Consider the following 19,154-nt stretch of genomic DNA (forward strand, 5'->3'; position numbering starts at 1 on the left):
TCACGATGGGCGGGGCTGACGCGCGGATCGTCCGCAATACGGCGCTGGTGATCCTTGCGCTGGTCGGCATGCGGCTCGTCGCAGCCGCGTTCACGCCGATCACCTTCGACGAAGCCTACTACTGGATGTGGTCGAAGAACCTCGCCGGGGGGTACTACGACCACCCGCCGATGGTTGCCTACGTCATCCGCGCCGGCACCCTGATCGCCGGCGACACCGAACTCGGCGTCCGCCTGGTCTCGATCCTGCTCGCGCTGCCGATGAGCTACGCGATCTATCGCTCCGCCGCGATCCTGTTCGGCGGCGCGCGGGTGGCGGCGACCAGCGCCATCCTGCTCAACGTGACGCTGCTGGCCTCGGTCGGCACGCTGATCGTCACGCCCGATGCGCCACTTCTGGTTGCCTCCAGCTTCGTGCTGTTCTTTCTCGCCAAAGTGCTGGAGAGCGGCCGCGGCGTCTGGTGGCTCGCGGTCGGCGCAGCCGTCGGCGCGGCGCTCCTGTCGAAATACACCGCGATGTTCTTTGGGCTGGCGATCCTGATCTGGATCGCGGCCGTGCCGAAACTGCGGCACTGGTTTCTCTCGCCCTGGCCGTATCTCGGCGGTTTCGTTGCGCTCGCGCTGTTCTCGCCGGTGATCCTCTGGAATGCCGATCATCAATGGGTCTCGTTCGCAAAGCAGCTCGGGCGCGCCAGGATCGAGGATTTTCGTCCGGTCTTCATTGCCGAGCTGATCCCGACCCAGATCGCGTTCGCAACCCCGCTGGTGTTCATCCTCGGCGCGATGGGGCTGCACGCGCTGACCTGGCGCCGGGCCGGCGCGCTGGCCTCGCGCGTGCTGATCGAGACGATGTTCTGGACCATCGTCGCCTATTTCGTCTGGCATTCGCTGCATGCCCGCGTCGAGGCCAACTGGTTCGCGCCGGTCTATCCGCCTTTCGTCATCGCGGCGGCGGCCGCCGCCAATCTCGTGCAGTGGAAGCCGCGCCAGCGCCGCTTGGTGGATTTTTGCCTGCGCTGGGCCGCACCCACCGGCATCGTGATGTTTGCCGCGTTGATCGTGCAGGCCAATACCGGCTGGCTGTCCGGCTATCGCCGCGATGCGACCGTGCGCAGCGTCGGCGTCGGCTGGCGCGAGCTCGCTGCCGAAATCGAAGCGGTGCGCGCCCGCAATGGTGCGACCTGCGTACTTGCCCCGGACTACGGCACGACGGGCTGGCTCGCCTTCTATCTGCCGCGCGGCAGCTGCGTGGCGCAGCAGAACCAGCGCATCCGCTGGGCCAACATGCCCGAGCCGGATCCAAAGCTGCTTGCGGGCAAGCTGATCTATGTCGACGAGCTGCGAGCTGACGGCCACCCGGCGGTCCACGACCTCTTTGCCAAGGTGACGCAGGTCGCGCAATTGCAGCGCAAGCGCGGCCCGCTCGTTATCGAGACTTACAGCATCGATCTGCTCGAAGGCGCCAAGGGCGACGTGCTGGATCGCTCGCCGCCGCCGGAAGCGCGGTAGCTCTTCGTCGGGACGATGGCGAAGGTTCAGTCGATCATCTCGGCCTTGGTCGCGGCCTGGTTCGGCCTGTCCTGGTCGCGCCAGAACCAGACGGTCACGACGCCGGAGCGGCCGCGGACCTGCGTGAGCAGGGGGCCCGACAATACGCCGTCGGGAGCGCCCTGGAAGTCGGCCGCATCCAGCAGCGTATCGCTGAGCGCGAGCCGCGCGCCGTTCTGGGCGGCAACCTCCATCAACCGGCTCGCGACGTTGACGGTGTCGCCCGTCGCCGTGATGTGCTGATGGCTCTCGCCGAGGCGCGAGGCGACGATCGGGCCGAAATGCGCGCCGATCTTGAAGCCGAGCTGGTGCCCGATCGCAGACGGCAGTGACGCGATCCAGCGTTCGACGCCGCGATGCAAGTCGATCGCGCATTTCAGTGCGCGTGCGGCGTCGTCGGGCATTGCGCCGGGCAGGCCGAACAGGATCATGGCGCCGTCGCCGAGAAAGCCGCTGATCATGCCACCGCAATCGACGGCGGTCTTCTCGATCAGCGCGTGAAACGCCTTCAGAATGTCCTGGAGTTCGCCCGGATCGATCCGCTCGCTCAGCGCCGTGAAGCCGGAGAGATCGATGAAGACCATTGCTGCGTCCTGCCGGACGGGTGTCGACAGGAAATTCGGATCGCGCGCCAGCCACTCCTGCACGGCCGGCGCCTGGAATTGCGCGAGCGACCGGCTCTTGGCGGCGAAATATTGCGTGCGGCGGCCTCCCGCCCACAATTGCACGCCGGCAAAGATCGCAACCGGCGGCACTGCTGCGGCGAGCGCGGTCGCGGCGTTCAGCCAGACGCCATGTGTGAACGCGAACAAATTGAAGCTGGCCCAGGCGATCATCACCGCGGCCGCGGCAACGATGCCAAGCGCGCTGCGCCGCCAGGCGAGCAGACCTACCAGCAGCATCGGCAACAGGATCGCGATGAGCGCGTCGGCGATGTGGACCTTGCGGTCGCGCACGATGCTGTCGCCGGCGACGAGATGGGTGATCGCGGTGGAGACCACTTCGACGCCGGGCATCAGGGAATCGAACGGTGTTGGGTAAAAATCACCGCCGCCGGCGACCGAGGCCCCGATCACGACGATCCGGTTCTCGATCGCCGCGCGACTTAACGTGCCGTCGAAGATGCTCTGTGCGCTGACGGTGCGGATGGTCCGGCGCGGGCCGTAATACGTGATCGGCAGCGCGAAGTCGGTATCGGTCGGCACCGCGCGGTCGCCGAGCATCAGATGGTCCGGCGCGATCGTCAGCGACTTGTCGAGCGCGCGCGCCGCGACCCGCAACGGAAAGGACAACTCGACCTTGTCGCTGGTCCGGAACAGCATCGGGACCGAGAGCGGTGAGCCAGACTGGCCGGTCGCAACATTGACGACGCCGACCTCGGCATGATCGGCGAACGCCGGCAAGGGCAGCAGGAAGCGCTCGGCCTGCGGCAGGGCGGCGAGGGGGCCTTGGCCGCTGGTCTCCACGGTCTCGCTGGCGGACGGGAAGATCGCCGCGGCGGCAAGAACGATGGGACCCGTAGCCAGCGTATTTGCCAGCGTGGCGTCGCCGATCGCAGCGCTGCGGTCGACCAGCAGCAGGTCGATCGCGACGACCTTCGGCTTGAACTGCACGATGGTGTCGACGACGCGGGCGAGATCGGCGCGCGGCAGCGGGTAGCTGCCGCCGCGCTTCACGACGGTGTCGTCGATCGCGACGATGGTGATGAGATCGGGCGGAACCCGCACGCCACGGACCTGCGTCCGCCAGTCGGTCAGCGTCGCCTCGAGGCGATCGAGAAAGCGCAGATGACCGTTGGCGTGCCCGGCATAGATGCCCGCGCCCCACAGTGCGGTGAGGACAAGTGCCACCAGGATCTGAACGCGTCGGCTACTCATGTGGTCGTGTTGCAATTTCTCTATCGTCCAAATGCTGTTTGCCGAGCCCAGCTGACTCGAACTTATTGGCCTGGCCCTATTGACCAAGTCTTGCCATCAATGCGTCGACGCGCGGCTGGCCCCATGTCTTGACCGTCAACGGGCCTGTCGCTTCCACGTCGGCGCCTTGGCCGCGGCCCAATACCACGCCGCGCCCGCCGCTCCTGCGGCTCACGCCGACACGGCCGTCAGCCACGAAGACGGACGTCTTGGCCTCCGCGACATCGACCGCCCATTTCGTGCCGCGCACCGCGGCGATCGCCTGCGGCGTCAGGACCTTGAAGGGATTGCCGCCGGGCTTCTTGGGCACCTCGACCAGCAGCGCTTTGCTGCTCAACTCCACGGAGTCTATATGTCCGTCGCGGTTAGCGTCCTTAAGTTCAAATCTGGCACCGCTTTCGGCAACGATCGTGATGCCGTTGTCGCAGCGCCAGGTCTGCGTACCGGCAGCAGACGGCGCCGCCGTGCAGCCTACATTGGCGGCAGGCTGGGCAATCGCATGTCCGATCAACAGAAACGACCCCGCCAGAGCGAAAAACCCTGCGCGCACGAACTCTCTCATGCCAGCCTCCGTTTGCGTGCTCGGCACAGTTCAAGGCGATCTTGATACGGTACCGTATCACACGCAGAGGCTGCTGAAAAGTGCCGGTTGCCGTAGCTATTTTGTCGCCGCGGCCTTTTCCAGTGCGGTGCGATCAACTTTCGGTCAGGGCACCGGCTCGCGCGCGCGGTCTGTGAGGTGGCTGCTGATAACCGCGCTGCGGCTACGGACGAGAGGGGGCTGTGCGCACCAGCCTCGCGCAACGTTTCCCCGTTATCTTCCGGGTATTGAAGACCACGAAAACGACTTGGTTGGATGGCGTTAGAGATGCGGCCGGAGACGGTTGCCGGCAGCGCTAAATCCCGCCGAGAATCATAGTTAACAGACGCGCTTAAGTCCGTAATTCTGCGGCCTTTTTTCTCGAAATGGGACACCCGAACGGGTTGCCCCACATCCGCCCGAACTTAATCCGCATTTAACTAAAAGTGGCCTTAATGACGCTCCGACCCTCTGCGAGATGCTGTTCCCGGATCGTGACCAGCGGCGCTTCGAAGGGGGACTGAGTGACACCGTTCTGGACGCAAGGCGAATGAGTACGAGTATCGCTGCGCAAGGCATCGCGGCACGAAAGTCCAAAGGATTCTCGAGCACTTCTTATCGGAAGCCTTCCCGGAAAATGACCACGCAAAACGTGCTAGGCGCCGCCGTGATCGGCTGCGTCGTGCTTGGCGCCGGCTGGACCATCTACAGCAACATCTTTGCCGCCAGCGTCTATCCGACCGTCGGCAGCAGCGGCTACGACGAGCCCGTGATCAAGCGGGCGCCCAGGGTCGCGCTGCGCGAGGCCGGGGAGGCCGTCAAGGACGCCTTTGCGCTCTTGCCCGACCGCTTGCAGGTGGCAGCGCCGATCTCGCGCGAAATGTTCAACGATCGCTTTGCCGCGGCTGCGACCCAAGGCGTGACATCGAATGCGGCCAGCGCCGCGCCCGCAACCAAGGTCGCCGAAGCCAAGGACGCGCCGAAGCCGAGCGTGATCGCGAGGGTCGCGGAAGTCCTGAAGCCGGGTCCGGCCAAGATCGCTGACCCTGCGAAGTCCAAGCGCGGCACTGACGCGCCGGTGCAGCTTGCCTCGGCAGATCCGGCCGAGATCGTGCCGGCGCCTGAGGCGAAGCCAAAATCGATTGCCGATCGCGCCAAGGCTGCGGTGATGTCGATTACCGGACCGCGCCAGTCGATGGTGGAAAAGCTCTGGGGCAAGCGCGAGCCGTCCGGTGGGCTGCTCGCCTATGCCTCGGCCGACGCCAGCGTGACCGCGTCGATCGCGCCGAGGGAGCAGAACCCCATGCTCGGCGGTTCGGCGCCCTATGAGCGTGACACCGCGGTCTACGACATCTCCGCTAAAACGGTTTACTTGCCCGACGGCACCAAGCTCGAGGCGCATTCCGGCCTCGGCTCCAACCTTGACGACCCGCGCTCCTCGCGCGTCCGCATGCGCGGCGTGACGCCGCCGCACATCTACACGCTGAAGCCGCGCGAGGCACTGTTTCACGGCGTGCCTGCGCTGCGCCTGACCCCGATTGGCGGTGAGAGTGCGATCTACGGCCGCGACGGCCTGCTCGCGCACACCTTCATGCTCGGGCCCAACGGCGATTCCAACGGCTGCGTGTCGTTCAAGGATTATTACGCGTTCCTCGACGCCTACCGCAACAAGGGCATCCGCAAGCTCGCGGTGCTGGCGCGCGTGGACTAGGCTCAGTCAATTCGAGATCACGCAAAAGGGCCGCTTGCAGCGGCCCTTTTCTGTTTCGCTTCGCGAGGGCGTTTTAGCCCGGCCAGCACTGCCCGCCGCCGTCGATCCGCAGCACCTGACCGGAAACGAAGGCGCCCATGGGCCCTGCGAAGAATTCGACAACGCGCGCGACCTCGTCGACGGTAGCGATCCGGTCGAGCGTGCCGGTCTCGACCATTCTGTCGGGGTCGACTGCGCGCGTTCCGAGGAAGCGGCCGGTGCGGGTATCGCCGGGCGCGATGCAGTTGACGGCGATGTCGTAGGGGCGGAGCTGGTCGGCCAGGCATCGCGTGTAGTGGGTCACGCCGGCCTTCGAGACCGCATAGATCGAGCCCTGGGTACGTCCCTTGAAAGCGGCGACGGAGCCAAGCGTGACGATGCGGCCGCGCCGGCGCTCCATCATGCCGCGCGCGACCGCCTGGCATGTCAGGATGGTGGAGAGCAGATTGCGCTCCAGCACCGCGCGCACATCGGCCTCCTTGATATTCACCGCATCGTTCGGATCGGGCTTGCCGCCGCCGGCCGCGATATCGCCGCCGGCATTGTGCACGAGAATGTCGATCGGGCCGAGTGCCGTTTCGGTCTCCGCGATGACGCGTGCGATGTCCTCGCCCTTGGTGAGATCGCCGAGCACGCGCTGGCTGCGGACGCCGAATTCGCGGCCGATCTCGACGGCGACCGCGGTGAGGGTGGTGCCCTCGCCATACTCGGCCGGCCCGTTCTCACGCATGCCGTGGATGGCGACGTCAGCGCCAAGCGCGGCAAGCTTCTCTGCAAAAGCGCGGCCGAGCCCGCGTCCCGCGCCGGTCACCAGCGCAACTTTGCCTGCCAGAAGCTTGTTGGTGTCATGCGATGTCATGATCTTGTTCCTGTTGTGAATGTCAGTCTGCTGCGAGGTCGAGGCCGATCGCCAACGCCTGCACGAGGCACATCGGTGCGACAAGCGTACGCAGCGCAGGCTCAGGCATATCCTGGATCTCGAACACGACGCTTGCGCCCTCAACGATCGGGCTCAAAAGGCTGTCGGTGATGGAAATCGTGGGCACGCCCCGCGCGACGAGTTCAGGAAACAACCGCGCCGTATCCGGATAGTAATTTCGGAAGCTGATCGCGACCAGCGCGTCGTCTGATGTCGCCGCGTGCGACTGCTCGTGGATGCTGCCGCCAAGACCGTCGAGCAGGACGACGCGCCGTCCGAGCTTGCGCAGCACGTAGGCGAGGTGGATCGCAACCGGGAACGAGCCGCCCAGGCCGAGCAGATAGATGTCACGTGCCTTGGCAAGGATCGCGGTTGCGGCGTCGAGTTCGCGCGCATGGACGGATTGGCTGAGCGCGACCAGCGATGATTGCGCTTCGGACACGAAGCGCGACAATACCGCGGCCGGCTGGCGGCCGAGCACTGACTTCTCCTGGCTCTTCATGCGGGCGAGGCGCGCCTTGTAGCTTGGCGCGACGCCGGCAACGAGGCGTGAGCGGAACACCTGCTGCATCTCGGTGAAGCCGCCGAACCCGAGCGCATGCGCGAAGCGAACGATCGCCGACGGCGGCACCCCTGAGCGCTGCGCCACCTCCGCCACGGTGCCGAGCGCGACATCGGTCGGGTGATCGAGCACGAACTCCGCGATCTGCTGCAGCCGGCCGGACAGCGCCCGGTGCCGCTGCGCAATCGCGCCGCGCAGTTCGTCATAACTCATGGCGCCAGCCGCCTTGTTCATCGAGTCGGATCTCCGGATCGGTCGCCTGTTTAACGGCATTTCATCGTTTGGATCAAATATTCCACTTTACATAGCAGATGGAATGAATATTCTAATCTCACAAAAAAGCAAAAGACTTCGAAAACGGGAGGACAACGATGAGAGGGCGTCAGATCTCACGGCGAAGCGTTCTGAAGGGCAGCTTGATGGCGAGTGTCATCGGCGGCACCGGCAGCTTCTTTGGGCCGTGGCGGGAGAACCATGCCTGGGCGCAAGGCGCGAAACCGATCAAGCTTGGCCTGACCTGCGATGCCAGCGGTCAATACGGCAACAGCGGCCAGGATGATTTCCGCGGCATCAAGATGGCGATCGACGAGATCAACGCCAAAGGTGGCGTACTCGGGCGCCAGGTCACGTTCATCACCGCGGACACCGAGACGACGCCAGCCACCGGCAGCCGCGTCGCCGAACGCTTCATCACCCGCGAGGACTGCACCATCCTGATCGGCGCGCTGCATTCGGGTGTCGCCAACGCCATCACGCAGGTCGCCAGCAAATACGGTGTGATCTATATGAACACCAATTCCTCGGCGCCGAGCGAAGCCGGGGAGAATTGCTCACGCGTGAAATTCGTCTGGGACGGCAACGGCACCAATTTTTCCAAGGCGTCGGTCAAGAACGCGGTGGACTCCATCGGCAAGAACTGGATGCTGCTGACCAACGACTATGTCTGGGGTCACACGACGTCTGCCGCGACAAGAACGCAGGTCGAGAGCGCTGGTGGCAAGATCCTCGACAATCTGCTGGTGCCGCAGAACACGCGCGACTTCACCGCCTATCTGCTGAAGATCCAGCAGGCAAAACCCGATGTTGTGGCGACCGCGGTTGGTGGCGACGACATCAAGGCATTGCGCGAGCAGGTGGCGCAGCTAAAGCTCGACGGCAAGCCGGCCTGGATCAACAACCAGCAGGACTGGCCCGACGTGTGGGGTGCGCCCGACAGCCTGTTCGGCGTGTTCGGCACGACCTGGTATCACAAGCTGCCGCTGCCCGGCGTCGCCGAATTCGTCAAGAAGTGGCAGGCCGCCAACAAGGACGGCCCGATCCCGGTGCCGGGCAATGTCTCCTACAACGGCTACATGTCCACGCGCGAACTGCTCCGTGCGATCGAGCGGGCAGGGTCGACCAACAACGTCAAGATCATCAAGGAGCTTGAGAACCTGAAGGTCTCGGCGACCGACCGCATGCAGCATTTCGACGCCTACATGGATCCGATGACGCACCAGATGCAGCAGACGATCTACCTGGCGCGACGCAACGCCAAGCCGGCCGACAATACCGATCTGTTCGAGATCATCAGCTGGACAGAGCCGAAATCCGCCGCCGACGACGCGGCGGCCGGCAAGTGCAAGCTCACGCCCTACGAGCAGGTGCCGACCGTCGACTCCTAGAGACGGCGCGTCACGTCGCAGAACGAGCGGCGCGCATCTCGCGCGCCGCTCGCCCGGGACCGTCAGCGTTCCGGATGACACATGCCAGTTGCGAGAGCCAAAAACCTTGTTCGACCTTCTTCCGCATCTCCTCAACGGCCTGACGCTGGGCCTGTTGTTCGCGCTGATCGCACTCGGCTTCATGCTCATCGTTGGGCTGATGGAGCAGATCAACCTCGCGCACGGCTCCCTGTTCGCGCTCGGGGCTTATGTCGCGATGCAGCTCACGGGGCCGCGCCCGCCATTGCCGACGGAGCTTGCGAAAGCGTGGCTCGCGCTGCCGCTCGGCTGGCGCTATGCCGCCACGTTGATCATCGCGCCCGTGATCGTGAGTCTGGTCGGCATGCTGATCGAGCTCTGCATGCGGCGCACTTACGGCAAGGATCCGCTGTACGGGCTCCTCTTGACCTTCGGCGCCGCGATGGTGATCGAGGAGATGATCCGCCTGGTCTGGGGCACGCGCGACTACGTGCTGCAGGTGCCGTCCGCCATCAATGGCGGCTTCCTGTTCGGCGACCTGATCTGGTCGACCTATCGCTTCTACGCAGCGGGCATCTCCGCCGGGGTCATCGGCCTGGTTTGGCTGTTGATCGAAAAGACCTCCTTCGGCGCGACGGTCAAGGCCGGCGCGCATGACAGTGAGATCGTGCGCGCCCTCGGTATCAACCTGTCACGATTGCGGCTGCTGGTGTTCGTGTTTGGCACGATGCTGGCCGCGATCGCGGGCATCATCGTCGCGCCGATCTGGGGCATTCGCCCGCATATGGGCGTCGATGCCGTCATTCCTGCATTCCTGGTGATCGTGCTCGGGGGCGTCGGTAGTTTTTGGGGTGCGGTCGTGGCGGGTCTTTTGGTCGGACTGTGTGTCGGCCTCGCCGGTGCCTACGCGTCCGAATGGTCGCTGTTGTCGATGTACATCTTGCTCGTTGCCGTCGTGACGTTCCGCGCGCGTGGCCTCTGGGGCAAGAAGAGCGTGCTCGAAGCCTAAAGGGAATGATTGTGGAATCAAAATCTTCACCGGACGCCGCGCGCCTCGTGACGCCGACGATGCTGGTGCTCTGGCTCGTGCTTGCAACAGTGCCGCTCTGGATCACGCGGATAGGGCTCTATCCCTATCTCGGCATCGAAATCCTGATCTGGTCGCTCTACGCGCTCGCGTTCAACCTGGTGCTGGGCACCGCCGGACTTCCGTCGTTCGGTCATGGCGCCTATTTCGGCATCGGCGCTTATGCGTTCGGTCTCTGCCAGCTCGAAATCGTTGCAAATCTCTGGATATGTCTGATGGCCGCGGCCGCGGTTGCGGGCCTCGCCGGCGTGCTGGTGGCGCTGTTCATCTCGCACAGGCGCGGCATCTATTATGCCTTCATGACGATTGCCTTCGGCCAGATCTTCTGGACACTGGCGATCAAATCGCACCGGGTCACCGGCGGCGAAGACGGCCTACTCAAGATCAAACGGTTGCCGGCCGATTTCGGGCTGGTGTCTTTCGATCTCACCGACAATGTCGCGTTCTACTATTTCGTGCTCGCCGTCTTTGCGGTCGGCACCGCTGCATTGTGGCGGCTGGTGCACTCTCCCTATGGCCGCGTGGTCGCTGCGATCAGGCAGAGCGAAGTTCGTGCAAGCCATCTCGGCTATAATGTCTGGCTCTACAAGGTCGCGGTCTTTGCGCTGTCGGCCGCCGTATCGGGCTTTGCCGGCGGATTGTTCGCCATGGCTCAGCTCGCCGCATTCCCTGACGTCATGAGCCTGCATCAATCCGGCTACGTCGTGATGATGACGCTCGTCGGCGGTGGGCTTGTCAGCTTCTGGGGCCCGGTGATCGGCGTGTTTCTCTTCCTCACCGCCCGCGACGTGATCGGCGCGCTGACCAATGCCTGGATGCTCTATTTTGGTCTGCTTTTCATCGCGATCGTGCTGTTCCGCCCCGAAGGCATTGCCGGCGCGATCTCCGCTGCCGTGCAGCAGCACTCTCTCGGCGCCTTACGGCAGCGCGGTACCTCGGCGATGCGGCTGCTGTTCGGGAGCGGGCGATGAACATGATCGAAGCCGCGGCCGTTCATGTCCGCTTCGGCGATCGCGTCGTGCTGGAGAGCGTCGATCTCGCGGTCGCGGAGGGCGAGTTTCACGGTGTGATGGGTCCGAACGGCGCCGGCAAGACCACATTCTTCAATGTCCTCACCGGCCGAGTGAAGCCGAACCGGGGCCGAGTCCTGCTCGGCGGCGAGGATGTCACGGGCCTCAGCCCGCACCGCATCGCCGCCAAGGGCATCGCCCGCTCGTTTCAGATCATGACGCTGTTCGACGAGTTCTCCGCGCGTGACAACGTCATGATGGGATTGCCCGAGTTTCGCGCCCGTGGCCACGATGTCGCGCGCGCAGCGGCAGGCGACAGCCGGTTTGCGGCGAAGTCTACCGAAACGCTCGCAGCGGTCGGGCTTGCCGACAAGGGCGGCATCCGAGCGAAGGACCTGTCCTATGGCGACCGGCGCGCGCTGGAGATCGCGGTCGCCCTGGCGCAGGCGCCCCGCGTGCTGTGCCTGGACGAGCCGACCTCCGGCCTCGGCTCCGATGGGGTGCAGCGGCTCGCAACCCTGATTGCTCGCCTGAAGGGGCGGCTGACCATCGTCGCCATCGAGCACGATATGGAGTTCCTGTTCTCGTTGGCTGACCGCATCTCGGTCATCCATTGGGGCCAGGTGGTGGCGCGCGGAACGCCACACGAACTGCAGCAGAACGAATGGGTGCGGCGCTCCAATCTCGGGAAGTTCGCATGATCCTCGAAGTGGACGCGGTCGATACCTTCTACGGCGAGACCCAGGCGCTATTCGGCGCCTCGCTCGCGATCGAGCACGCCAAGGTGTTTGCGCTGCTCGGCCCCAACGGCGCCGGCAAGACGACAATGCTCCGCTCGATTCTCGGGCTGACGCGCCCACGCCGTGGCTCCGTTTGTTTCGACGGTCACGATGTCACGCGCGATCCGACCCACGAGATTGCGCGCGCCGGCATCGGCTGGGTGCCCGACGACCGCCGGCTGTGCCCGACATTGACGGTCGCACGCAACCTGTCGATCGCGCAAAAGCGCACACGCTTTCGCCACTGGAGCCTCAAGGAGGCCGCTGCGATCTTCTCACCGCTCGAATATCTCATGGAGCGCGACTGCGAAAACCTGTCGGGCGGCGAAATGCAGATGGTGGCGATCGCCCGCGCGCTGGTCGGCTCGCCGGGACTGGTGCTGTTCGACGAGCCGAGCCAGGGATTGGCGCCGAAAATCGTCGGCGACGTGCTTGCGACGATCCTGCGCATGAAGGACGAGGGTATTGCCTCGCTGGTCGTGGAGCAGAACGCCGAGATCGCGCTCTCGGTCGCGGACCATGCCGCGGTGATCGATCGCGGCCGGATCGTCTGGACCGGGGAGGCCGCGGCCTTGCGCGATGATCGCGGGCTTCGTCAGCGCCTGCTGGGAGTACAATAAGTGGCCGCACCGCTGCTCGTTCTCGACGACGTTCGGAAGGTCTATACGCGGGGCCGCGTGATCCGCCGACCGTCATTCGCGCTGCAGGCGAACCTGTCGCTGGACGAACCTGACATCGTCGGTGTCGTCGGCCCGAATGGGGCCGGCAAGACGACCTTGTTCGAGATGATGACGGGCTCGAACGCACCGACCTCGGGGCGCGTGCTGGTCGCGGGCACCGATATCCATGGCGTCAAATATCGTGAGCGCGATCGGCTCGCGATCCACTATCACCAATCGTATCAGGTCAGGCGCTTTCGCAAACGCATTCCGTCCGCCTTCCTGGCGCCGTCGCCGACCCCGACACCGCTGGTGCACCTGTTCGACGAACCGCAGTTCAACCTGCAGGACGGTTATATCGGCTTTATGCTCGATTTCTTCCGCAAGCTGCGCGACGAGGGCCGGCTGGTCGTGCTCTGCATGCACCCGACGGCCGCCTGGCACCTCGAGATCCTCGCCGAGATCGCCGGACGATTCCTGTTCGTGGCCGGCGGCGGCGTAACACCCATGGCGAATTTCGGCGCGCTCGTCGCAGATCCGCGCTGTCGCGCTTATCTCGGGCCGGAAATGACAAGGGCGGCGGACGCGATTTGTCGCGGTGCCATTCACAGCTCGACCTAAAAGGAGAATCCATTGGCCTATTCGAACACCCAGCTTTTCATTGGCGGCAAATGGCGACCGGCCCATTCGGGCAAGGTGATCGAGGTGCGCAATCCCGCGACCGAAGAGGTGATCGGCACCGTCGCCCATGCCGGACGGTCCGACCTCGACGAGGCACTCGCCGCAGCCAGCGCCGGCTTCAAGATCTGGCGAAACGTTGCTCCCTTCGAGCGCTGCCGGATCATGCGCAAGGCCGCCGCGATCATGCGCGAGCGCAATGACGAGATCGGACCGTTGCTTACGATGGAGCAGGGCAAGACTCTCGGCGAAGCCAAAATGGAGGCGATGGCCGCCGCCGACGTGATCGAGTGGTTTGCGGAAGAAGCCAAACGCGCCTATGGCCGGCTGATCCCCGCGCGGGGGCCGGGCATCTACCAGCTCGCGATCAAGGAGCCGGTCGGCCCGGTCGCGGCGTTCACGCCTTGGAATTTTCCGATCAATCAGGTCGTGCGCAAGCTCTCCGCCGCACTCGGCGCCGGCTGCTCGATCATCGTCAAGGCCCCGGAGGAGACGCCGGCCTCGCCCGCACAACTGATCCGTGCATTTGCGGATGCCGGCGTGCCCGATGGCGTCATCAACCTGGTCTACGGCGTTCCTGCCGAGATCTCCGAATATCTCATTCCGCATCCGGTGATCCGCAAGATCTCGTTCACGGGCTCGACCCATGTCGGCAAGCAGCTCAATGCGCTCGCCGGCTTGCACATGAAGCGCGCCACCATGGAGCTCGGCGGTCATGCGCCGGCGATCGTTTTCAAGGACGCCGACGTCGCATCGGCGGCCAAGATTCTGGCGGCAGCAAAATATCGCAATGCCGGTCAGGTTTGCATCTCGCCGACGCGGATGCTGGTGCAGGATGACGTGTTCCGTGAATTCGTCGACACCTTTGTCGACAGCGCCAAGACATTCAAGGTCGGCAACGGCCTCGATCCAGACTCCAAAATGGGTTCGCTCGCCAACCCCCGCCGCGTCACCGCCATCGAAGGTATGGTGCAGGATGCCGTCGGCAAAGGCGCAAAGCTCGAGACCGGCGGCAAACGCGTCGGCAACAAGGGGCATTTCTTCGAGCCGACCGTGGTGAGCGACGTGCCGAAAGATGCGCGCGCCATGAACGAGGAGCCGTTCGGCCCGCTCGCGCTGATTTCGCGCTTCTCATCCTTCGACGAGGTGGTCGAGGAGGCCAACCGGCTGCCTTTTGGGCTGGCGTCCTACGCCTTCACCAGCTCGGCCAAGACGGCGGCCGCGATCGGTTCGGCGATCGAAGCCGGCATGATGTCGATCAACAGTTTTGGTCTCGCGCTGCCCGAAGTGCCGTTCGGCGGCATCAAGGATTCCGGCTACGGCTCGGAAGGCGGCACCGAGGCGATGGAGGGCTATTTCAACACCAAGTTCATCAGTCAGACCGGCGTGTGAACGCTGGACGATGCACGATCAGCGTTTGACGAAGACCAGGCCGCAGGCGCGTGCCTCGTTGCGCTTGCCGGTGCCGCGGGTGCGATCGAACTGCGCATCCACCGTAAAGGCGTAGGGCGAGCCGGGCGCGAGGTTGTTGAGAGTGTAGGTGCTCGCCCCCGTCGTGCCGCGCGCGCTCAAAGTCGTCTTGCCGTCCGCGGGGATCTGGCCATCGATCTCCAGGCGGTTGACGGCGCCCTGGCTCTGGGCGTCGGCATGAAAGACGCCGTTCGCAACCGTGGCAGACAGGGCCCGGGTGAAGCCCTGCGCCTTGCCGGTAGGCGGGCAGTTCAACGTCACGTCCCAATTGCCGTCGAAGTCCTTCGCGGAACGGGCGTTGCCGCTTGCCGGCGCGAGCGCCACCTTCTGCTTCAGACCTTCAATTCGGGCCTTGGCAAGCGTGGCGAAGATGCAATTCGGGAATCTCGTGAGATGGTCCTCGTAGGCGCCAAGCGTGCCGATGCCGTCCGCGGCCTTCCAGTGCGCTTCTGCTGCCGCGCAGGGATCAGCCCGGGGTGCGGCTTGCGGCGCCGCCGGCGCTATCGTGACCGACACCGGCCCGTTCAGGTAGAACTTGCCGATGATCGACAGCGACAGCTCCGGGAGCTGGGTCTTGCCGCTGGAATCGTAGACGTCGCTGCTGATGTCGCGAAAGACCTCGCCGATCTCCTGGGGCTCCTCGATGTGCTTCAGGAACGCCGTCGTATAGGGGCTGTTGCGGCCGCTGCCGTCGGCCGCGGTCTGCCCGGACTGGGTTGAGAACGATACGATCGTGCCGCGTGGTGCTTCGACTTTCGACAAGCCCCGCCCGATCGAGGCAGCGCGCGTCATGCCGGCGGAGCGTTTCAAGGTTTCGGCCAGCGGATTGTCGCGGCAGGAATCGAGGATGAGGATGCGCAGGTTCTTGGCCTGCTGCAGATCGTTCACGATATCGTCGACCCGCACGAAGCGCTTCAGATCCGCTTCGTCGCTCAGCACGGCGTCGACAGGCATCAGATAGTTCACGCCGTTGTACTGCATCGCATGGCCGCTGTAGTAGAACATGGCGACGTCGGCTTTGCTCGCGGCGCGCGCGAAGCGGATGGTCAGGTCCTGCATGTCGGCCTGGCGCAGGTCGATGCCCTGGAGCACTTCGAAGCCGCTGCGCTTGAGCGAGGCGGCGACGTCTTCGGCATCGTGAGACGGATTGGGAAGCTTCGCCGTACTGGCATAGGCGCCGTTGCCGATCACCAGCGCGACCCGCGTTTCCGCCGATGCCTGCGCGACGGAAAGCCAGCAGGCGAGGAGGGCGAGGCAAAGTCCGGCCGGGCAAAACCTGGAAAGAGCACGCATGAATGCCTTCCAATGAAATGTCGAAAAATATCCCTCCAGATTAGCGCATGCCGCACCGACATCAATGCCCTGCCAGAGAAAACGCGCGGATTTCCCGGCCGTGACATCCTGTCACGCCGGGCTCGCCGCCATCGTCTTGCGCACGGCCATTTCGGTCGCAATCGCGTCCCGCACGGCCGGTCGGGCCTGCATGCGCGCGAGATAGGCCGACAACGATGGCCATTGCGCGATGTCGACGCCTGCCGGACGCAGCAGCAGCAAAGCCCAGGTGAGGTGGGCATCCGCGACGGTGAAGCTGTTGCCGACGAGGAATTCGCGGCCCGCCAGATGCGTGGCAGGCATCGACAATGTCTGCGCGATCCTTGCACGCGGCTTGGCGAGCGAGGCGTCGTCCTTGTACCAGAAGGTTGGAAACAGGAATGCCTTGTGGATCTCCGCCCCGACGAAGCTGAGCCATTCCTGGAGCCGATAGCGGTCGGGATCTCCGAACGCGGGTGCAAGGCCTGTCTCGGGCTTCAAATCGGCGATGTATTGCAGCACCGCCGCGCTTTCGGTCAGCCGTTCGCCATTCTCCAGCACCAGGACCGGCACCGCGCCCTTCGGCGAAACGCCGAAGAAATCGCTGCCGTCGTCCACCACCTGCTTGGTCTGGAGATGGACCGGATGATAGCGGGCCTCGAGGCCCGCTTCCATCAGCGCGATGCGGCTCGCAAGCGAGCAGGCCATCGGGGAGAAATAGAGTTGCAGCATCGCCCACGCTCCTTCAGGTCAGCGCCTCGGTTTGCGCGATGATCGCAAACCGATCCGACAATTCGGCCAGGGCGACCTCGTGGATGGTCCTTGCGGAGAGCGCTCCGCCGTGGCCGTCGGGAAGATCGCGTGTTGCACAGGCATCGGCTGCGATCGTCGTGCGCAGGCCGAGGTCGAGCGCGGCGCGGGCGGTCGAACTGATGCACATATGGGTCATGAAACCGGCCAGCACGATATTCGTGCGTCCGGTTGCGGCGAGTCTGACCTGCAGGTCGGTGCCGGCAAAAGCGTTCGGCAGCGCCTTTTCGATCCCGGCTTCGCTGGCGAGCGGCGCCACGTTCCTGACGATCGCGCCGCGCGCGGCCTCGCGGTCGAACAGGCTGCCGGCACGTCCCTTGTGCGCGATATGGAAGATCGCAGCGCCGCTCGTCCTCGCGCGGGCCAGCAGGCGCGCGGCGGCGGCGATCGCGGGCCCCGCATCCGGCAAGGCAAGCGGGCCGGCGCAATATTCATTCTGGATGTCGATCAGCACGAGGCAGGAATCGGCGAGCCTGGGCGGATTGAGATCTGCGCCGGACAATTCAAGCAGGGTTTTTGGGGCGGTCATGAGGGTCGAGCTTTCCTGGCGGTATCGGATGGCGCGACAGTAGCGCGGCGGCGGCCTGCCAATGTGCAGGACTATTGCAGCATATGGCTGCAAATTTGCAGGAGCCGGTCGTGCCTGATAGGTTCATCGCCATGAATTGGGACGATCTGCGCATCATCGCCGCGGTCAGGGACGAGGGCACCTATGCTGGCGCCAGCGCACGGCTGCGCATCGACGAGACCACCGTCGGCCGCAGGCTTGCACGCATCCAGCGAGATCTCGGCGTGCCGCTGTTCGATGCGGTGGACGGCCAGCGTCGACCGACGCGGAGTTGCGAGGCGGTGTTGGCGCATGTCGAGGTGATGGCCGCACATGCCGCCGAGATCGGTCGCGTCGGCGAGAGTCTGGCAGGCCCGGTGGGACGCCTGCGTATCGCCTCCACCAACACGGTTGCCGAGGAGGTTCTGTCGCCCCGCGCGAGCGACTTCCTGCGCGCCAATCCCGGCCTGACGCTGCAATTCCTCACCTCGAGCGAGAACGTCAAGTTCTCGCGCTGGGAAGCCGATCTCGCTATCCGTCTGCGCAAGCCCGACAAGGGCGACTTCGCGATCTCCAGGCTCGGTGACGTCAAGCTCTATTATTTCGAGCCTGTTGCGACCGAGGGCGAGCCGGTGCTGTGCGCCTATCCGGACGAACTCGGTGCCATTCCCGAGATGCAATTCCTCCGCATGAAACAAGCCCATGCGCGCTGCGTCACCGACAACGTTCGCGTCATCCGTAACCTGATCCGCGCGCATCAGGCCGCCGGCGTGTTGCCGGAGCATGTCTGCGCGGACTTGCTCGGCGATCGCCGCCTGCGCGCCACATTGCTGCCTGGGCGCCGCGACGTCTGGCTGCTCGTGCAGAACCATCTCAAGCGCGATCCGGCGACGCGGCTCACCATCGAATGGATCCGCCGCTGCTTCAGCGATCTCGCGCGCGGCTGATTGCGACCCGTGAACGCGAACCGCGCGCGGCGCGACCAAGCAATGGGATTGCGCGCGCGCGAAGGTTGCGTAATCTCGCGACGATCACGGGCTTGATCAGGGCAGGCGCATGACCACTCTTCAGGAAACCATCCACCCGCAGGCCAAGGTGCGGGAATGCAAGGCGATCGTCATCCTGATCCTCCTGATCCCGGTGCTGTGGTCGCCGCCGTTCCTGTTTCGCATCTTCCTGTTCCAGCCGTTCAACATCCCGTCCGGCTCGATGACGCCGACGCTGGTCGTCGGCGACTACGTATTTGCCGCAAAATATGCCTATGGCTATGACCGCTATTCGTTTCCGTTCGCGCCGTCATGGGTCTCTGGGCGTTTTCGGGCCGCCGAGCCCGAGCATGGCGACGTCGTCGTGTTCCGGACGCCAAAGGACACCTCGGTCGACTATGTCAAGCGCGTGGTCGGGCTACCCGGTGATCGCATCCAGATGCGGCAGGGCCAGCTCATCCTCAACGATCGCGCGGTGACACGCGTTGCCCTGAAGGCGGTGGTTGCCGGCTCCACTTGCGGCGCGGATGACGCTGCGAAGGCCAAGCGCTGGCGCGAGACGCTGCCGAACGGCGCCTCCTACATCACGCAGGACTGCGTCGACAATGGCTACTACGACAACACCGACGCCTACACCGTGCCGCCGGGCCATTTCTTCGTGCTCGGTGATAACAGAGACAACTCGAGCGACAGCCGCGTGATGTCGTCGATCGGATTCGTGCCGATGGACAATCTGGTCGGCAAGGTGACGCGGATATTCTGGTCGCTCGACCAGCACGGCGAGCCGCACATGGAGCGGTTGGGAAAGGTGTGGTGAGGCCCACTGTCATTCCGGAGGCAGTGCGCGGCGCCTGCATGACG

General features: G+C 64.7%; 18 protein-coding genes. 11 read left to right on the forward strand and 7 right to left on the reverse strand.

Going from position 1 to position 19,154, the window contains the following annotated elements; translation table 11 throughout:
* The first annotated feature begins 5 nt into the window (after nt 1-5).
* Nucleotides 6-1,508, forward strand: a complete 1,503-nt coding sequence (locus tag IVA75_RS02020; RefSeq protein WP_027567729.1) for a glycosyltransferase family 39 protein — start codon at nt 6-8, stop codon at nt 1,506-1,508.
* Between the two features lie 26 nt (nt 1,509-1,534).
* On the opposite strand, the gene IVA75_RS02025 is transcribed toward IVA75_RS02020, so the two are convergent.
* Together IVA75_RS02025 and IVA75_RS02030 are read right to left on the reverse strand one after the other, a co-directional pair.
* Nucleotides 1,535-3,424 (reverse strand): adenylate/guanylate cyclase domain-containing protein, encoded by a 1,890-nt coding sequence (locus tag IVA75_RS02025; protein ID WP_247287207.1) that lies wholly within the window; start codon nt 3,422-3,424, stop codon nt 1,535-1,537.
* A 76-nt stretch (nt 3,425-3,500) separates the two neighbouring features.
* A complete protein-coding gene (locus IVA75_RS02030; protein WP_247287206.1) occupies nt 3,501-4,025 on the reverse strand; it encodes a FecR domain-containing protein in 525 nt (174 codons plus the stop codon).
* Nucleotides 4,026-4,680: 655 nt separating this feature from the next.
* Here IVA75_RS02030 and IVA75_RS02035 point away from each other — a divergent pair.
* The gene (locus IVA75_RS02035) at nt 4,681-5,754 is read left to right on the forward strand and encodes a DUF2778 domain-containing protein (protein ID WP_247287205.1); all 1,074 of its coding nucleotides are present in this window, start codon (nt 4,681-4,683) and stop codon (nt 5,752-5,754) included.
* 73 nt (nt 5,755-5,827) lie between these two features.
* Here the strand turns inward: IVA75_RS02035 and IVA75_RS02040 are convergent, their stop codons facing one another.
* A complete protein-coding gene (locus IVA75_RS02040; RefSeq protein WP_247287204.1) occupies nt 5,828-6,652 on the reverse strand; it encodes an SDR family NAD(P)-dependent oxidoreductase in 825 nt (274 codons plus the stop codon).
* A gap of 22 nt (nt 6,653-6,674) precedes the next feature.
* Entirely contained in the window at nt 6,675-7,508 is an 834-nt protein-coding gene (locus tag IVA75_RS02045; protein WP_247287203.1) for a MurR/RpiR family transcriptional regulator, read from the reverse strand.
* Between the two features lie 185 nt (nt 7,509-7,693).
* Here IVA75_RS02045 and IVA75_RS02050 point away from each other — a divergent pair, with 185 nt between their 5' ends.
* From IVA75_RS02050 to IVA75_RS02080, 7 genes are all read left to right on the forward strand, one after another.
* Nucleotides 7,694-8,938 (forward strand): ABC transporter substrate-binding protein, encoded by a 1,245-nt coding sequence (locus tag IVA75_RS02050; protein WP_247287202.1) that lies wholly within the window; start codon nt 7,694-7,696, stop codon nt 8,936-8,938.
* A gap of 106 nt (nt 8,939-9,044) precedes the next feature.
* Entirely contained in the window at nt 9,045-9,965 is a 921-nt protein-coding gene (locus IVA75_RS02055) for a branched-chain amino acid ABC transporter permease (protein ID WP_247287201.1), read from the forward strand.
* Nucleotides 9,966-9,970: 5 nt separating this feature from the next.
* Nucleotides 9,971-11,014, forward strand: coding sequence for a branched-chain amino acid ABC transporter permease (locus IVA75_RS02060; protein WP_247287200.1), 1,044 nt, complete (start codon nt 9,971-9,973; stop codon nt 11,012-11,014).
* Nucleotides 11,011-11,754, forward strand: a complete 744-nt coding sequence (locus IVA75_RS02065) for an ABC transporter ATP-binding protein (protein ID WP_247287199.1) — start codon at nt 11,011-11,013, stop codon at nt 11,752-11,754. Before IVA75_RS02060 ends, IVA75_RS02065 begins: the two co-directional genes overlap by 4 nt.
* Nucleotides 11,751-12,452: an ABC transporter ATP-binding protein gene (locus tag IVA75_RS02070; RefSeq protein ID WP_247287198.1), complete on the forward strand. Its 702-nt coding sequence runs from the start codon at nt 11,751-11,753 to the stop codon at nt 12,450-12,452. The genes IVA75_RS02065 and IVA75_RS02070 overlap by 4 nt, the downstream gene beginning before the upstream one ends.
* Entirely contained in the window at nt 12,453-13,112 is a 660-nt protein-coding gene (locus IVA75_RS02075) for an ATP-binding cassette domain-containing protein (protein ID WP_247287197.1), read from the forward strand.
* A 12-nt stretch (nt 13,113-13,124) separates the two neighbouring features.
* The gene (locus IVA75_RS02080) at nt 13,125-14,561 is read left to right on the forward strand and encodes an NAD-dependent succinate-semialdehyde dehydrogenase (protein ID WP_247287196.1); all 1,437 of its coding nucleotides are present in this window, start codon (nt 13,125-13,127) and stop codon (nt 14,559-14,561) included.
* 18 nt (nt 14,562-14,579) lie between these two features.
* On the opposite strand, the gene IVA75_RS02085 is transcribed toward IVA75_RS02080, so the two are convergent.
* The 3 genes from IVA75_RS02085 to IVA75_RS02095 form a co-directional block, all read right to left on the reverse strand.
* Nucleotides 14,580-15,932 carry a caspase family protein gene (locus IVA75_RS02085; RefSeq protein ID WP_247287195.1) on the reverse strand — a complete coding sequence of 451 codons (1,353 nt, stop codon included), beginning with the start codon at nt 15,930-15,932 and terminating at the stop codon, nt 14,580-14,582.
* A 111-nt stretch (nt 15,933-16,043) separates the two neighbouring features.
* Nucleotides 16,044-16,682: a glutathione binding-like protein gene (locus IVA75_RS02090; protein WP_027567743.1), complete on the reverse strand. Its 639-nt coding sequence runs from the start codon at nt 16,680-16,682 to the stop codon at nt 16,044-16,046.
* 13 nt (nt 16,683-16,695) lie between these two features.
* Nucleotides 16,696-17,289 carry a cysteine hydrolase family protein gene (locus IVA75_RS02095; RefSeq protein WP_247287194.1) on the reverse strand — a complete coding sequence of 198 codons (594 nt, stop codon included), beginning with the start codon at nt 17,287-17,289 and terminating at the stop codon, nt 16,696-16,698.
* Nucleotides 17,290-17,420: 131 nt separating this feature from the next.
* Here IVA75_RS02095 and IVA75_RS02100 point away from each other — a divergent pair, with 131 nt between their 5' ends.
* Together IVA75_RS02100 and lepB are read left to right on the forward strand one after the other, a co-directional pair.
* Nucleotides 17,421-18,254 carry a LysR family transcriptional regulator gene (locus IVA75_RS02100; RefSeq protein WP_247287445.1) on the forward strand — a complete coding sequence of 278 codons (834 nt, stop codon included), beginning with the start codon at nt 17,421-17,423 and terminating at the stop codon, nt 18,252-18,254.
* 109 nt (nt 18,255-18,363) lie between these two features.
* A complete protein-coding gene (gene lepB, locus IVA75_RS02105) occupies nt 18,364-19,110 on the forward strand; it encodes a signal peptidase I (RefSeq protein ID WP_247287193.1) in 747 nt (248 codons plus the stop codon).
* Nucleotides 19,111-19,154 lie beyond the last annotated feature (44 nt).

This window comes from Bradyrhizobium sp. 134, assembly GCF_023074155.1.
Lineage (GTDB): Bacteria > Pseudomonadota > Alphaproteobacteria > Rhizobiales > Xanthobacteraceae > Bradyrhizobium.

Bases quoted from the DNA above. Each gene is read 5' to 3' on its own strand.
- IVA75_RS02020 (WP_027567729.1), top strand. From the start codon at position 6: ATGGGCGGGGCTGACGCGCGGATCGTCCGCAATACGGCGCTGGTGATC.
- IVA75_RS02025 (WP_247287207.1), bottom strand. From the start codon at position 3,424: ATGAGTAGCCGACGCGTTCAGATCCTGGTGGCACTTGTCCTCACCGCA.
- IVA75_RS02030 (WP_247287206.1), bottom strand. From the start codon at position 4,025: ATGAGAGAGTTCGTGCGCGCAGGGTTTTTCGCTCTGGCGGGGTCGTTT.
- IVA75_RS02035 (WP_247287205.1), top strand. From the start codon at position 4,681: ATGACCACGCAAAACGTGCTAGGCGCCGCCGTGATCGGCTGCGTCGTG.
- IVA75_RS02040 (WP_247287204.1), bottom strand. From the start codon at position 6,652: ATGACATCGCATGACACCAACAAGCTTCTGGCAGGCAAAGTTGCGCTG.
- IVA75_RS02045 (WP_247287203.1), bottom strand. From the start codon at position 7,508: ATGAACAAGGCGGCTGGCGCCATGAGTTATGACGAACTGCGCGGCGCG.
- IVA75_RS02050 (WP_247287202.1), top strand. From the start codon at position 7,694: ATGGCGAGTGTCATCGGCGGCACCGGCAGCTTCTTTGGGCCGTGGCGG.
- IVA75_RS02060 (WP_247287200.1), top strand. From the start codon at position 9,971: ATGATTGTGGAATCAAAATCTTCACCGGACGCCGCGCGCCTCGTGACG.
- IVA75_RS02065 (WP_247287199.1), top strand. From the start codon at position 11,011: ATGAACATGATCGAAGCCGCGGCCGTTCATGTCCGCTTCGGCGATCGC.
- IVA75_RS02070 (WP_247287198.1), top strand. From the start codon at position 11,751: ATGATCCTCGAAGTGGACGCGGTCGATACCTTCTACGGCGAGACCCAG.
- IVA75_RS02085 (WP_247287195.1), bottom strand. From the start codon at position 15,932: ATGCGTGCTCTTTCCAGGTTTTGCCCGGCCGGACTTTGCCTCGCCCTC.
- IVA75_RS02090 (WP_027567743.1), bottom strand. From the start codon at position 16,682: ATGCTGCAACTCTATTTCTCCCCGATGGCCTGCTCGCTTGCGAGCCGC.
- IVA75_RS02095 (WP_247287194.1), bottom strand. From the start codon at position 17,289: ATGACCGCCCCAAAAACCCTGCTTGAATTGTCCGGCGCAGATCTCAAT.
- IVA75_RS02100 (WP_247287445.1), top strand. From the start codon at position 17,421: ATGAATTGGGACGATCTGCGCATCATCGCCGCGGTCAGGGACGAGGGC.
- lepB (WP_247287193.1), top strand. From the start codon at position 18,364: ATGACCACTCTTCAGGAAACCATCCACCCGCAGGCCAAGGTGCGGGAA.